The sequence below is a fragment of the Solwaraspora sp. WMMD1047 genome (assembly GCF_029626155.1).
Taxonomy (GTDB): Bacteria; Actinomycetota; Actinomycetes; order Mycobacteriales; family Micromonosporaceae; genus WMMD1047.
In genome coordinates, this window is sequence record NZ_JARUBL010000001.1 from 7,550,936 (window position 1) to 7,564,026 (window position 13,091).

A 13,091-nucleotide genomic window follows, 5' to 3' on the forward strand; every position below is an offset into this window, starting at 1 on the left:
AGCCTCCCGGCCGTCAGCTCGACGCGGAGGGCGACGGCGCCGCGCCGCCGCCGGTCAGCGGGTTCAGCAGCGGAGCGTCGATCTGCGCGTCCTGCAGGCCCCACTCGGTCATGATCGATTCGTAGGTGCCGTCGGTCCAGAGCTGCTTCATGGCGCCGAAGATCGCGTCCCGCAGCTGGTCGTTGCCCTTGTTCATCTCGGCGGCCAACGGCGTCGCCCGGAACGGCTCGTCCCGCAGGATGATGTACTTGAACCGGTCCGGCGCCTGCTTGACGGCGTAGGCGGCGTCGATCGGTGTGGTGAAGTACGCGTCGACCCGACCCGCGGTCAGCGCCACCTGCAGGTCGGCCCGGCTGCCGAGCTCGAAGGCCTTCGGCTCCTCGCGGCCGGCCCCGGAGCAGACCGTCTTCAGGGTCTCGAAGGCCGCCTCGAACGGCGCGCTGCCGGCGACGTGGGCCAGCTGGCGGCCGCACAGATCCTGCGCGCTGGTGTAGTTCTCCGCCGGGTCGTACACGAACGTCGGCACCGAGAAGGTCCAGGTGATGACGTCGAAGGTCTGCTCCCGCTCGGGCGTGACGGCCAGTCCGCCCCAGGCCATGTCGTAGCGTCCGGACTGGATGCTCGGGATGACGTCGGCGAAGCTGGAAACGACCGGCTGTTCGATCTTCACGCCGAGCAGTTTCTCCATCGCCGCGGCGAAGTCGGGCTGGACGCCGGTCAGCGGCGCGTTGGCGGACTCCTGCATGCGCAGCGGGGCCTGGATGTCGCCGACCCAGGTCAGCGAGCCGCGCTGCTTGATCTCCTCGGGCAACTGGTCGAAGAAGGGGGCAGCGGTGCCGGCGACGGTCGGCTCGTCGTCCGAGTTGTCGTCGGAGGATCCGCAGGCCGACGCGACGACGACGGCCAGGACTAGGGGTAGGACGCGGGCGGTCCGGAGGGTTCTGGATGACATCGGCGCTCCTCGGCAGATTCGAGCGTGCCGCTCTTGTTGGTGGTAGAGAATCGCACCGGGCCGACGGGGGCTCCGGTGCCTGTGCCGCCAGGCGGAACCGGTGTTTCGGCCACTGGTCGGAGGCGTTTCGCGCACTGGAACGGACGGCCGTCGAGCGGCCTGAGGTGCACTTCAATCCAGACGATGGGACCGACTTCCGCGCTGGCCGAACGGGTGGCCCGACTCAACCTCGCCGCCGTGCCGGCGGCCGCGGTCGACGCCGCCCGGGCCGCGCTCATCGACGGCGTCGGCGTCGCGATCGCCGGCTCCACCCACCAGCTGGGTCGGCTGGTGTCCGGGTACGTCGACGAGCTGGGTTGCGCGCCGGTCGCCGGCACGCTGGCCGGCGGGCGACCCACCTCGGCCGAGAACTCGGCCCTGGTGGGCGGGGTGGCCGGCCACGCGCTGGACTTCGACGACACCTGGATGCCGGGCGGCGGCACCGACCAGGCAACCGCGTCGCACCCGACCTGTTCCCTGGTGCCGGTGCTTGTCGCGCTGGGGCAGGACGGCACCACGACCGGGGCCGCGCTCGTCGAGTCGCTGCTGGCCGGGTTGGAGGCGCACGGCAAGGTGGGCTTCCCGGGGCGTACCACGATCCGGGCCGGCTGGCATGGTTCGGCGGTCTTCGGCGCGGTCGGCGCCGCCGTCACGGCGGCCCGACTGACCGGGTTGGACCCGGCCGGCATCCGGACCACCATCGCCCTCGCCGTGACGCACGCCGGTGGGCTCAACGTCAACCGCGGCACGATGGCCAAGCCGTACCAGATCGGCAACGTCGCCGCCGGCGCGGTGCGGGCCGCCGCGCTGGCCGCCCGCGGTTTCACCGCGGCCGGCGACGTCCTGGAGGGGCGGCACGGCTTCGCCCACGCCTTCCTCGACGACGCCCACTGGCACCCCGACCGCTTCGTGGCCAGCCTGGACGGCCCGCTGTCGGTGCTCGACCCGGGCATCGACATGAAGCGGTACGCGTCCTGCCTCTTCACCCACCGGGCGCTCGACGCGACGCTGGAGATGGTGGAGCGCCACCAGGTGGCGGCGGCCGACGTGGACCGGATCGCCGTGACCACCTCGCCCGGCAGCATCGTCGACCGGCCGGCTCCCCGCTCCGGGCTGGAGGGCAAGTTCAGCCTCCAGTTCACGGTCGCCCAGGCGGTGCTGCACCGCCGGGTCGGGTTCCGCCAGTTCGACGACGCGGCCCTGCGTGACCCGGCGCTCGTCGACCTGATGAACCGGGTCGACGTGGTGGCCGACCCGGCACTCACCTCCGACTACGCGCTGGTGCCCCGCCCGGTGCGGATCCGGCTCCGGTCCGGGACGGAGCTGGCCGACCCGGTCGCCATCGGCACCGACGCGTGGTGCCGGCGGATGTCGGCGGGCGAGCTGGCCGACAAGTACCTCGACAACACCGGGCCGGTGCTGGGGGCCGAGCCGGCCCGTCGCTCCCTCGACCTGCTCGCCCGGGCGGAGCGGCTGACCGCCGACCAGGTCGGCGAGCTGCTCGCGATCCTGACCAGTCCGCAACGGAACGGAGTGTCCCCATGAGCTACGAACACCTCGTCTACACCCGGCGGGACCGGGTCGGCCACGTCCTGCTGAACCGGCCCCGGCAACTCAACGCGCTCAACCAGCGGCTGCAGCAGGAGCTCTGGGAGGTCGTCAACGAGGCGGAGGACGACCCGGAGGTGGGCGTACTTGTCTTCAGTGGCGCGCCCAGGCCGGACGGCCGGGGTGCCTTCAGCGCCGGCGCCGACATGAAGGAGATGGCGACCGCCGCCGACCCGGGGGCGTCTCCGGAGGGGGTGGCCGAGCTGGTGCGCCTGGTGATGAGCCGGGAGCCGGTCTTCACCCCGCCGCTGGTCGCCCTCTGCAGTCGGCTGGAGACCATGCGCACCCCGTCGATCGCGGCGATCGACGGGGTCTGCACCGCGGGCGGACTCGAACTCGCCCTGGCCTGCGACATCCGGCTGGCGGCCGACACCGCGCAGATCAGTGACCTGCACATGAAGAACCTTGGCCACATCGGCGGCGGTGGTGTCTCGGTACGCCTGGCGCGGACCGTCGGTTCGGCCTGGGCGAAGCAGATCATGTTCACCGGCGAGCCGATCGAGCCGGCGACGGCGCTGCGGATCGGCCTGGTCAACGAGGTGTTCCCCCGCGACGGCCTGCTCGATGCGGCGTTCGGCCTGGCGGCCAAGGTGGCCGCCCGCCGGCCGGAGGCGCTGGCGATGGCGAAGTCGGTGATGCTGGCCGCCGCGGACCTGGATCTGGAGACCGCGCTGCGCTACTCGCTGGTCGGCCGGGCGTCGCTCTACAGCCGGTCCGGCTATCAGTCGTTCGCCGAGCGGTAGCGCACGATGGCCTCCTCGGCCGGCGGCTGCGGCGGCCAGGACGGGAACGGCAGCTTCTCGACCCGGGGGGCGAGGTGCTCGCCGGCCGCGGTGGCCAGCACGCCGGCATCCCACGGCCCGTCGGCCGTCAGCTGCACGACGGGCCGGGGCAGGGCGTAGAGCGATACGTCGAACTCCCTCGCCCCGATCACCTGGCCGGTGCACCACCGGGCCTCGTCACTGGCGAGCCAGGCGACGACCGTGGCGACGTTGTCCGGGGAGCGGCGTTGCTGGGCCGCCTCGTCGGCGGCGTCCACCGGCCGCGGGGTCATCCGGGTGTCGGCCGCCGGCGAGACCGAGTTGCAGGTGGCGCCGGTACGGGCGAGCGAGTTGGCGCAGGAGTAGGTCAGCCCGACGATGCCCATCTTCGCCGCCGCGTAGTTGGGCTGGGAGGTGGAGCCGTACAGCCCGGACCCGGAGGTGACGTTGATGATCCGCCGGGCCGCGTCGTGGTCGCCCACGGCCCGCCAGTGGGCGGCCACGTGCCGGGTGGTGTTGAAGGTTCCGGTGAGGTGGACCGCGATGACCGCCTGCCACTCGTCGGCGGTCATGTTCCAGATCATCCGGTCGCGGAGGATGCCGGCGACGTTCACCACGATGTCGAGCCGGCCGTACCGGTCGACGACCCGACCCACCATGGCGGCGACGGCGTCGAAGTCGGCGACATCGGCACCGTCGGCGACCGCGGTGCCACCGGCCGCGACGATGTCGCGTACGACGTCGTCGGCCGGGCCGAGATCGACGCCGCTGCCGTCCAGCGCCGCACCGAGATCGTTGACGACCACCGAGGCACCGGCCGCCGCGAGGTGCCGGCTGACGGCGGCGCCGATGCCCCGCCCGGCCCCGGTAACCAGGGCGACCCGTCCGGCCAATGGGTGCTGGGTCATTGCCACCTCCGAATCTCGACAGCGTCGCCGGAGATGCTGCCCCGGGCGGCCCGGCCGGTACACGGCGGCGTGCCGGAGGACGGCACGGGACCAGCAGCCGTTCAAGCTGGCGGACCGCACGGCCCGCCGTGGTCCGCGCGGTTTGTTAGGCAGTTCCGGTGACTGTCCGCCGGAGTGGCGATCGGGTACGCCTGGTGAGTCGGTGGCAGCTCGCGTTGCTGGCCGGCCTCACCGCGCTGGGCGCCGCCTCGACCGACATGTACGCCCCCGCGTTCCCGACCGTGCAGGCCGATCTCGCCACCTCCCGGATGGCGATCCAGTCCAGCGTCGCGGTGTTCCTGGTGGCGATCGCCGTCGGCCAGGTGGTGGTGGGCCTGGTCAGCGACGTCATCGGGCGCCGCCCGGTGCTGCTGTTCGGCGTGCTCTGCTACCTGGCCGCCAGTCTCGCCTGCGCGGCCGCGACAACTGTCGAGCTGCTGCTGCTGGCCCGGGCGGTGCAGGGCGCCGGGGCTGCCGCCGGGATCGTGGTCGCCCGGGCCTCGGTGCAGGACCGAGCCCGGGACGCCACCGCGACCCGCCCCTTCTCCCAACTGGTGGTGATGACCGGACTGGCGCCGGTCCTCGCCCCGGTCGTCGGCGCCGGTCTGCTGCACCTCGGCTCGTGGCGATGGATCTTCGTGGTGCAGGCCGGGCTCGGTGCGCTGCTGGCGGTGGCGGCGGTCGTCAGCCTGCCGGAGACGCTGGCGCCCGCCGACCGCCAGCCGTGGCGGGGCCGGGCCGTCCTGGCTGCCCAGGTCCGGGTGCTGCGGGTGCCGCAGTTCCGGCGGTACGCCCTGGCCTACGGACTCGCGGCCGGGGTGGTGTTCGGCTACGCGTCGAGCTACTCGTTCGTCGTCGAGCTGCAGTTGGGCGGTTCCCCCCTGCTCTACGCGGTGCTCTTCGGGCTGAACGGGGTCGGCATGATCGCCTTCGCGCAGGTCAACCCCGGGCTGGTCGACCGGTACGGCTCGGTGGCCGTCCTGGTGACCGGCCTGGTCGCGTCGACCGCCGCGTCCGCGGCCCTGGTCGCCGCGATCGTCTGGCGGTTGCCGCTGCTGGTCGTCGCCGCGGCCACCTGGGTGGTGATCGCGAGCCGGGGTACCGTCCTGCCGAACCTCACCAGCCGGGCGATGAGTGCGGTCTCCTCGGGCCACGGCACGGCCTCCGCCCTGCTGGGCTCGGTGCAGTGGGCGATCGGCGCGCTGGCCGCGGTGGTCGCCGGCATCACCGCGGACGCGGGTGTCGGCATGTCGCTCACCATGCTGGTGTTCAGCGCCGCCGCACTGCTCGCCGCGACGCACCGTATTCCGCGTCGGGCCGGTCGGCCGGCCGCCGGTACGCTCCCGGAGACGTGAGCGGAGGCAGGGTGGAAGACAACGTCGACGTCGCGGCGGCGCTGCGCCGGTCGGTCGGCGCGCTGCACCGGCTGCTGGTGCGCAGTGAGCGAGGAGCGCTGACTCCCGCGCAGCTCTCGTTGCTGGCCACCGTCGAGGCGCACGGCCCGCTCCGTCCCGGCGAGCTGGCCGCCCGCGAGCAGGTGACGTCGTCGACGGTGACGCGCAGCGTGACCTGGGCCGTCGAGCGCGGATTGGTGCGGCAGTCCGTCGATGGCCGGGACCGGCGGGCGTCGCTCATCGAGATCACCCCGGCCGGTTCGGTGCTGCTCGCCTCGCTGCGGGCCAAGGGGACGGCCGAGTTCGCGCAGCGGCTGCGGCGGCTCTCCGCGGCGGAGCGGAAGGTGCTGGCCGAGGGGCTCGCCGCCCTTGAGCCGTTCTTCGACGGCCGGGCGGGGTAACCGGTCGGCCCCTTGCCAACGGCCTGCCCCCGGTCTTATGTTTCGCAGTGCGTACCTCTCGCATTGCGTATCAGTTTCGACCGAGCCGCCGGAGGCGACGTTGAGCCCTACCACCGCCCTGGAACCCGACCGCCGCACCGACACCGACACCGCCACGGCAACGAGCGTGGGCAAGGCACTGGCCATCCTCAACGTCTTCGTCGGCTCCACCCACACCGTGCTGGGGGTGAGCGAGATCGCCCGGCGGGCCGACGTCGCCAAATCCACCGCGCACCGGCTGCTGACCCTGCTCGAAGGGCACGGCATGGTCGAACGGGCCGGCGCCGGCTGGCTGCTCGGCACCCACCTGTTCCGGCTCGGCAACACCGTGCCGCTCTGCCGACCCGACCACCTGCGCGACCAGGCCCTGCCGATCATGCAGGACCTGCACCTGGCGTCCGAGGGCATGGTGAACCTCGGCGTCCCGCACGACGGTCAGGTGCTCTACGTCGAGAAGCTGGCCGCCCGGGAGCCGCTGGACAGCCCCGCCGCGGTCGGCGGCTGCCAGCCGATGTACTGCACGGCGCTGGGCAAGGCGATGCTCGCGTACTCGCCGGACCCGCTCTTCGAGGAGGTCGTCACCGCCGGCCTCCGACCGCGTACCACCGAGACCATCACCCATCCCGCGCGGCTCGCACACGATCTGGCCCGGGTCCGGCGCGCCGGGTTCGCGGTCGACAACCAGGAGGCGAAGGTCGGGCTGGCCTGCATCGCCGCACCGGTGGTCCGGAACGGTCGGGTGCTGGCCGCGTTGTCGCTCTCGCTGCCGGCGCGCCACGGCGTCCCGGTCGCGCTGACCGCCCGGGTCCGGGCCGCCGCCGAGGCGCTGGCCCGGCACATCACCTACGAGGACGACGTACGCGGCCTCGAATACACTGGTCAGCCGTGACGGAGACCGCCGAGCACGACCCGCTGGCGGTCCAACTCCGCCTCGCGGTCGGACGTCTCTACCGCACCTTCCGCCGCGGTGGCGACGTCACCCTGACCACCTCACAACAACTGCTCCTGATGGCCATCGAGCGCTCCGGACCACTGCGGCTGGTGGACCTGGCGCACCAGCAGGGGCTACCGCCCAGCAATCTGACCCGCATCGTGGACTGGCTCGCCGCCCGGGATCTGATCGTGCGGGAGGCCTGCCCCGGCGACCGGCGATCGGTGATCGTCTCCGCCAGCTCCACCGGCCGACAGGTCGTGCACCGGGTCGTCCGGGAGAAGGCCGAGCACCTCGGCGCCCGGATCGACGCCCTTCCCCCCGATCAGCAGCGGGCCATCCGGGCGGCGCTGCCGGTGCTGGAGAAGCTCCTGCCCGACTGATTCACCGGGTGTTCACTTGCCTGGGCCAGGAAAACTCAGTAATCATTGAGTCAATGACTACTGAGCATTCGCTGCGGGCGCGGGCGCGGATCCACGCCGCGCTCGGCGACCCGGCCCGCCTGGCGATCGTCGACGCGCTCACCGTCGGCGACGCCTCCCCCGGCGAGATCGCCCGCGACCTGGGCCTGCCGAGCAACCTGGTCGCCCACCACGTCAAAATCCTGGCCGCGGCGGGCCTGCTGGAGCGGACCCGCTCCGAGGCCGACCGGCGCCGCACCTACCTCCGGCTGCGGCCCGGCAGCCTGGCGGTGCTGCGACCGCCCGGGTTGCCACCGGCGGAGCGGGTGGTCTTCGTCTGCACCCACAACTCGGCCCGCTCGCAGCTGGCCGCCGCGCTGTGGACCGACCGCACCGACCGGCCGGCGGCTTCCGCCGGCACCCGGCCCGCTGCCCGCGTACACCCGGAGGCGGTCGCGGTGGCCCGGCGACACGGGCTGGATCTCGATCCGGCCGGCACCGCCCATGTCGCCGACGTCATCGACGAGGGCGACCTGATCATCGCGGTCTGCGACAGCGCCCACGAGGACCTGAGCACCGCCGCGACCCGACCGCGGCTGCACTGGTCGGTGCCGGACCCGGTCCGGGTCGGCACCGAGGCGGCTTTCGAGGCGGCCTACACGGAACTGGCCGGCCGCGTCGCGCGGCTGGCACCCACTCTCACCGGAGATCGAGCATGACCCAGCTGAGCCCCCCACCCTGGCAACGCGACCTGGCGATCGATCAGCAACTGGCGCTGAAAACCGCCGCCACCCGACTCGCCGCCGAGTTCGACGGCAGTTACGGCGTCGAGACGATCGAACGGTTCCTGCACTCCAGCTACGAACAGTTCGCCACCGCGGGCAGCGTCCCCCACTTCCTGCCGCTGCTGGCCGAACGCTTCGCGCGGCAGCGCCTGCAGGCTCTCGCCCGGGTCGAGGGCCACCACCGCGACGGCAAACCGGTGGTGCTGTTCCTGTGCACCCACAACGCCGGCCGCTCACAGATGGCGCTCGGCTTCTTCACCCACCTCGCCGGTGGGGCCGCCATCGGCTGGTCCGGCGGCTCCGAGCCCGGCGCCGAGGTCAACCCGGCCGCGATCGCGGTGATGGCCGAACGCGGCATCGACATCTCCGGCGAATACCCCAAGCCGTGGACCGACGAGGTGGTACGCGCCGCCGACGTGGTGGTCACGATGGGCTGTGGAGACGCCTGTCCGGTCTTCCCCGGCACCCGATACGAGAACTGGGAGCTGGCCGACCCCGCCGGCCTGGATGCCGCCGCGGTGCGTCCGATCCGCGACGACCTGGAACGCCGGGTCCGCGCACTGCTCGACCAGCTCGGCGTACCCGTCCGCCCCTGACCCCTGGAGAAGCCGTAGCAATGAATTCAGTCGTGTCCTGGCGGCGGTTGCTTGCCGAGTTCATCGGCACCGCGCTGCTGGTCACCGCCGTCGTCGGCTCCGGCATCATGGCCGCCAGCCTGTCGCCGAACGACGTCGGCCTGCAACTGCTGCAGAACTCGGTGGCGACCGCGTTCGCCCTGGGCGTCCTCATCCTCGCCCTCGGCCCGGTCTCCGGCGCGCACTTCAACCCGGTGGTGTCGGCCGCGGACTGGTGGCTCGGCCGCCGCCACGGCGCCGGCCTGCGGCTGCCTGAACTCGCCGCCTACTGCGCCGCCCAGATCCTCGGCGCCAGCGCCGGGTCGATGCTGGCCAACCTCATGTTCGACCGCTCCGCCGTGACGCTGGCCAGCACCGTCCGCACCGGGACGCACCTGTGGCTGGGCGAGGTCGTCGCGACCGCCGGTCTGCTCCTGCTCATCTTCGCCCTGGTCCGGTCCGGCCGGGCCGCCGCCGCACCGGCGGCCGTCGGGGCCTACATCGGGGCCGCCTACTGGTTCACCTCCTCCACCAGCTTCGCCAACCCCGCGGTGACCATCGGCCGGGTCTTCACCGACACCTTCGCCGGCATCGCCCCCGGCTCGGCGCCCGCCTTCATCGGCGCCCAGCTCGTCGGCCTGCTCGTCGGCGTCGGGCTGATCACCGCCCTCTACCCGCACGCCGGCGCCGCTGCCGACGACGTCGTCGTCCCGCACGCCGCCAGCGAAACCGCCGAACCATCAGCCACCTCCTCTGGAGTCACGACATGAGTGGTAAGCCGTCCGTGCTGTTCGTCTGCGTGCACAACGCCGGCCGGTCCCAGATGGCCGCCGGCTGGCTGCGCCACCTCGCCGGGGACCGGGTCGAGGTCCGCAGTGCCGGCTCGAACCCCGCCGACCGGGTCAACCCGGCCGCGGTCGAGGCCATGCGCGAGGCGGGCATCGACATCGGCCACCGGACGCCGAAGAAACTCGACTGGGATACCGCCGAGCGCAGCGACGTCATCATCACCATGGGCTGCGGCGACGCCTGCCCGGTCTTCCCCGGCAAGCGGTACGAGGACTGGAATCTCGACGACCCCGCCGGCAAGGACGCCGACGCGGTCCGCCCGATCCGCGACGAGATCAGGACCCGGGTCGAGAAGCTGCTCACCGAGCTCGTACCGGGCGACTGACGGCCTGTTGCCGCGACCCACGGGTCGGTAGGGTCGTCCCGGTGGACCTGGACGAGACCGCCGCCCGGCTCGGGGTGCCCGTCGAGGAGGTCGACCGCGTACACCGACTCGCCGGTGACCAGCCGTCGGCGCCGCTGCCCGCCAAGGCCGACGCCCCGGCGATCCTCGACCGGCTCGCGGTGCCTCCGGACGACGCCGCCGAGATCATGGCGGGCTGGCCCGACCCCGGATCGCCGTTCTGGACTCCCGAGTTGCGCTGGCTGCTCGACCGCTCGATCGCCCTGGTCCGCGCCGATCTCGGGGGCGGCGGCTGGCTGTCGCCCGGCCCGGCGCTGCCGCGTGAGCGCGGCCCGGCCTGGCGACACCTCTACGGGTACGCGTACCTGGCCCTGGTGAACGTCGTCACCGATTACCACCGCGAGCACGGTGTCGACGAGGCAGTGTCGTGGGTGTCCCTCGCGGACCTGGGACGCAACCTCGCGATCGACCGTCGGATGCGCGGCGAGGGCTGGCCGGTCATGCAGAGTTGGCTGACTCTGCACGCGCGCGGCGCCGTCTACGAGCTGGGCCGGTTGCAGCACCATCGCGGCGGCGGCCCCGCCATCGACCTGCACATCCCCGAGGCCGGGCCGTTGCGGCCGGAGGCGGTCGAGGCGTCACTCGACCGGGCCCGGCGGTTCTTTCCACGGCACTTTCCCGACGAGCACTATCCGGCGTTCGCGTGTGGTTCCTGGTTGCTCGACCCGCAACTGCGGGAGTACCTCCCCGCGGACTCCAACATCCTGCACTTCCAGCGGAGGTTCGAACTGGAGCCCTACCAGGAGTCGGAGGGGCCGGACGCCGACGTCGAGGTGTTGCGGTTCGTGTTCCGCACCATCGCCACACCGCTCGACGAGCTGCCGCGTCGCACCGCACTTCAGCGCGCGGCCGTCGACCATCTGTTGGCCGGCCGGCACTGGCACTGGCGCCGCGGCCACTTCCCGATCTGACCGCTGCTCCGGCCCCACCCTCATCGGGTGGAGCCGGAGCAGCGGTTGCGGAGCTTCGGTCAGGCGGTCAGCGCTGCAGGGTGAGCAGGCCGGGCCGGTAGGGCAGCAGGCCGTAGTCGCCGCCCGAGTTGGGCGAGCGGCCCTGGTAGAGCAGTTGCAGGTTGCAGGCGTTGACGGTCATGGTCTGGTCGGCGTTGGTCCGGATCAACTCGCCGTGGCTGATGTCGTTGGTCCAGGTGGCGCCGCTGTTGGCCTTGCCCGCGAACGGGTTGCTCTCGCTGGTGGCGTTCGGGGTCCAGTTTCCGCCCAGGCTGGTGGCCGTGAAGGAGCGGAAGTAGCGGCCCTGCGAACCGATCGCCTCGACGAGCATGAGGTACCGGTTCTCGCCTTCGAGCTTGTAGACCTGAACGCCCTCGAAGAGGTTGTTCGTGGTGTCGGTCATGATGGTGGTGTAGTTGGAGCCGAAGCTGCCGGGGAAGTTGCCGATCGGCATGCTGGCCCGGTAGATCCGGCCGTTGTCGCCGGCGAAGAAGAGGTACATGTTCTGGCTGTCACCGATCAACGCCTGGTCGATCGGTCCGGTGCCGGAGTTGGAGATGCTGCCGGTGAACAGGGTCTGCGCCGACGACCAGGAGTTGACGTTCGTCGGGTTGGTGGAGGTGCGGTAGGAGAACGCCGGTCCGCCCCACTGGTAGGCCAGTACCCACACGTTGCGCGGGGCGAAGTAGAACAACGACGGCGCGACGGCCGAGAACGGCATGGCGTTCTGGCTGGCCGAGCCCATCTGGTTCCAGTTGGAGAAGAGTCCGAAGTTCATCGAACCCCAGGACGTGCCGAAGTCGTGGTTGGTGGCGTAGACCAGGTGCTGGCCGTTGTACGGGGCGTGGGTGAAGTCCTTCAGCGACACCCATCCGGACCTGGGCTGCGCCAACGCACCCGTCGACGACCACCGGTACGACGACGGCAGCGCACAGGTGCCGCCCGGCGGCGGCGTGCCCGGCGGCGGCGTGGTGGGGTTGCTCCCGCCGTCGACGCGGACCAGTTGCCACTGCTGGTTGTTGCCGCCCCAGTCGTCGTACTGCACGATGTTTCCGCCGTCGGCGGTCGAAGCGCCCTGCACCTCCACCACCTTGTTGCTGTGCCGGCTGATCAACCGGACGTAGCCGCCGTCCGAGTCGGCCAACCGGAACTGCTGGTTGTTGCCGTTGTGGTCGGCCCACTGCACGATGCTGGCGCCGTTGGCCGTCGACCATTCGTAGACGTCCAGCACCTTGCCCGACAGCCGGGACTTCAACCGGTAGTAGCCACCACCGGAGTCGACGAACTGCCACTGCTGCTGGTTGCCGTTGTTCCGGGCCCACTGCGTGATCCGGGCCCCGTCGTTCGTGGCCAGGTTGTAGACGTCGAGCGCCTTGCCGCTGTTGCGGTTGACCAACACGTACCACGCGTTGGTGTCGACCGTCGCCGCGGCGGCGGGTGTCGAGACCACTGCGGCGGCGGCGGCACCTACCACCAACGCCGTGACGCCGGCGGCGACGGCTCGCGGCAACCACCTACGCGGCCGTGCCGGTGGCGCGATCGCCGCGGATCCACCAAAGGCAGACATGATCCTCCTCAAAATGCCCAAGAGCCCGAACGGCCTGCCCGAGGGTGGGCGCACCGCGACGCATGGTCGGGCGCTCGCATGCGTCAGGATGTTAGCGTTAACACGACGTCCGCATGCCCTCGGCGCACGCCTGGTGTCGGCTCGACGAAGCGGGCTCGCCCGGTAAGCCGCAGGCATCGTCGTCCTTGACCATCGACTGTGAGCGATAACATGTCGTTCGTCAAGTCGTAACGTTCCTGGATTTGCCGGCGGTGACGCAACGCAGTCGAGGCGCAACCGCGCTTTGCCCGACCCGGGAGCGACCCGACTCCGCCGGGCCCGACCCTCTGGGAACCGGTACCCCGTGGCCAGCGGATGTTTGCGCTAACATTTCACCCGGTCAGTGGCCATCGCTCCCGCGCCGCCCGGTGTCGAGCCGACGAGCCACAGCAGCGACCGACCAACGACCAC

14 protein-coding genes are annotated in these 13,091 nt (G+C 71.9%); 11 read left to right on the forward strand and 3 right to left on the reverse strand.

The features are described 5' to 3' along the window. Window positions 1-13: 13 nt before the first annotated feature. Entirely contained in the window at window positions 14-952 is a 939-nt protein-coding gene (locus O7627_RS34370) for a transporter substrate-binding domain-containing protein (protein WP_278097596.1), read from the reverse strand. 183 nt (window positions 953-1,135) lie between these two features. Between O7627_RS34370 and O7627_RS34375 the strand changes: the two genes are divergently transcribed. Then, the gene (locus O7627_RS34375; protein WP_278097597.1) at window positions 1,136-2,536 is read left to right on the forward strand and encodes an MmgE/PrpD family protein; all 1,401 of its coding nucleotides are present in this window, start codon (window positions 1,136-1,138) and stop codon (window positions 2,534-2,536) included. Next, window positions 2,533-3,342, forward strand: coding sequence for an enoyl-CoA hydratase/isomerase family protein (locus tag O7627_RS34380; protein WP_278097598.1), 810 nt, complete (start codon window positions 2,533-2,535; stop codon window positions 3,340-3,342). The genes O7627_RS34375 and O7627_RS34380 overlap by 4 nt, the downstream gene beginning before the upstream one ends. On the opposite strand, the gene O7627_RS34385 is transcribed toward O7627_RS34380, so the two are convergent. Further along, window positions 3,321-4,268 carry an SDR family NAD(P)-dependent oxidoreductase gene (locus tag O7627_RS34385; RefSeq protein WP_278097599.1) on the reverse strand — a complete coding sequence of 316 codons (948 nt, stop codon included), beginning with the start codon at window positions 4,266-4,268 and terminating at the stop codon, window positions 3,321-3,323. The two genes, O7627_RS34380 and O7627_RS34385, sit on opposite strands and share 22 nt — an antisense overlap. 194 nt (window positions 4,269-4,462) lie before the next feature. Between O7627_RS34385 and O7627_RS34390 the strand changes: the two genes are divergently transcribed. The 9 genes from O7627_RS34390 to O7627_RS34430 all read left to right on the forward strand — a co-directional run bounded on the left by O7627_RS34390 (window position 4,463) and on the right by O7627_RS34430 (window position 11,035). After that, window positions 4,463-5,662 (forward strand): Bcr/CflA family efflux MFS transporter, encoded by a 1,200-nt coding sequence (locus tag O7627_RS34390; protein ID WP_278097600.1) that lies wholly within the window; start codon window positions 4,463-4,465, stop codon window positions 5,660-5,662. Window positions 5,663-5,673: 11 nt separating this feature from the next. Continuing rightward, the gene (locus tag O7627_RS34395; protein WP_278097601.1) at window positions 5,674-6,102 is read left to right on the forward strand and encodes a MarR family transcriptional regulator; all 429 of its coding nucleotides are present in this window, start codon (window positions 5,674-5,676) and stop codon (window positions 6,100-6,102) included. A gap of 100 nt (window positions 6,103-6,202) precedes the next feature. Then, on the forward strand, window positions 6,203-7,030 hold the full coding sequence (locus tag O7627_RS34400; RefSeq protein ID WP_278097602.1) for an IclR family transcriptional regulator: 828 nt from the start codon (window positions 6,203-6,205) through the stop codon (window positions 7,028-7,030). After that, complete coding sequence (locus tag O7627_RS34405; RefSeq protein ID WP_278097603.1) at window positions 7,027-7,455, forward strand: MarR family transcriptional regulator; 429 nt, start codon at window positions 7,027-7,029, stop codon at window positions 7,453-7,455. The genes O7627_RS34400 and O7627_RS34405 overlap by 4 nt, the downstream gene beginning before the upstream one ends. A gap of 53 nt (window positions 7,456-7,508) precedes the next feature. Continuing rightward, window positions 7,509-8,192 carry a helix-turn-helix domain-containing protein gene (locus tag O7627_RS34410; protein WP_278097604.1) on the forward strand — a complete coding sequence of 228 codons (684 nt, stop codon included), beginning with the start codon at window positions 7,509-7,511 and terminating at the stop codon, window positions 8,190-8,192. After that, window positions 8,189-8,854: an arsenate reductase ArsC gene (locus tag O7627_RS34415; protein WP_347404698.1), complete on the forward strand. Its 666-nt coding sequence runs from the start codon at window positions 8,189-8,191 to the stop codon at window positions 8,852-8,854. The genes O7627_RS34410 and O7627_RS34415 overlap by 4 nt, the downstream gene beginning before the upstream one ends. A 20-nt stretch (window positions 8,855-8,874) precedes the next feature. Continuing rightward, window positions 8,875-9,642 carry an aquaporin gene (locus O7627_RS34420; RefSeq protein ID WP_278097605.1) on the forward strand — a complete coding sequence of 256 codons (768 nt, stop codon included), beginning with the start codon at window positions 8,875-8,877 and terminating at the stop codon, window positions 9,640-9,642. Next, complete coding sequence (locus O7627_RS34425) at window positions 9,639-10,046, forward strand: arsenate reductase ArsC (protein ID WP_278097606.1); 408 nt, start codon at window positions 9,639-9,641, stop codon at window positions 10,044-10,046. The genes O7627_RS34420 and O7627_RS34425 overlap by 4 nt, the downstream gene beginning before the upstream one ends. A gap of 41 nt (window positions 10,047-10,087) precedes the next feature. Further along, on the forward strand, window positions 10,088-11,035 hold the full coding sequence (locus O7627_RS34430; RefSeq protein WP_278097607.1) for an acyltransferase domain-containing protein: 948 nt from the start codon (window positions 10,088-10,090) through the stop codon (window positions 11,033-11,035). A 67-nt stretch (window positions 11,036-11,102) separates the two neighbouring features. Here the strand turns inward: O7627_RS34430 and O7627_RS34435 are convergent, their stop codons facing one another. Then, entirely contained in the window at window positions 11,103-12,641 is a 1,539-nt protein-coding gene (locus tag O7627_RS34435; RefSeq protein WP_278097608.1) for a non-reducing end alpha-L-arabinofuranosidase family hydrolase, read from the reverse strand. Between the last annotated feature and the right edge of the window lie 450 nt (window positions 12,642-13,091).

What these genes read in the sequence shown, in the direction of transcription:
- O7627_RS34370 (WP_278097596.1), bottom strand. Translation starts at nt 952, where the DNA reads ATGTCATCCAGAACCCTCCGGACCGCCCGCGTCCTACCCCTAGTCCTG.
- O7627_RS34420 (WP_278097605.1), top strand. Translation starts at nt 8,875, where the DNA reads ATGAATTCAGTCGTGTCCTGGCGGCGGTTGCTTGCCGAGTTCATCGGC.
- O7627_RS34410 (WP_278097604.1), top strand. Translation starts at nt 7,509, where the DNA reads ATGACTACTGAGCATTCGCTGCGGGCGCGGGCGCGGATCCACGCCGCG.
- O7627_RS34375 (WP_278097597.1), top strand. Translation starts at nt 1,136, where the DNA reads ATGGGACCGACTTCCGCGCTGGCCGAACGGGTGGCCCGACTCAACCTC.
- O7627_RS34385 (WP_278097599.1), bottom strand. Translation starts at nt 4,268, where the DNA reads ATGACCCAGCACCCATTGGCCGGACGGGTCGCCCTGGTTACCGGGGCC.
- O7627_RS34415 (WP_347404698.1), top strand. Translation starts at nt 8,189, where the DNA reads ATGACCCAGCTGAGCCCCCCACCCTGGCAACGCGACCTGGCGATCGAT.
- O7627_RS34425 (WP_278097606.1), top strand. Translation starts at nt 9,639, where the DNA reads ATGAGTGGTAAGCCGTCCGTGCTGTTCGTCTGCGTGCACAACGCCGGC.
- O7627_RS34435 (WP_278097608.1), bottom strand. Translation starts at nt 12,641, where the DNA reads ATGTCTGCCTTTGGTGGATCCGCGGCGATCGCGCCACCGGCACGGCCG.
- O7627_RS34380 (WP_278097598.1), top strand. Translation starts at nt 2,533, where the DNA reads ATGAGCTACGAACACCTCGTCTACACCCGGCGGGACCGGGTCGGCCAC.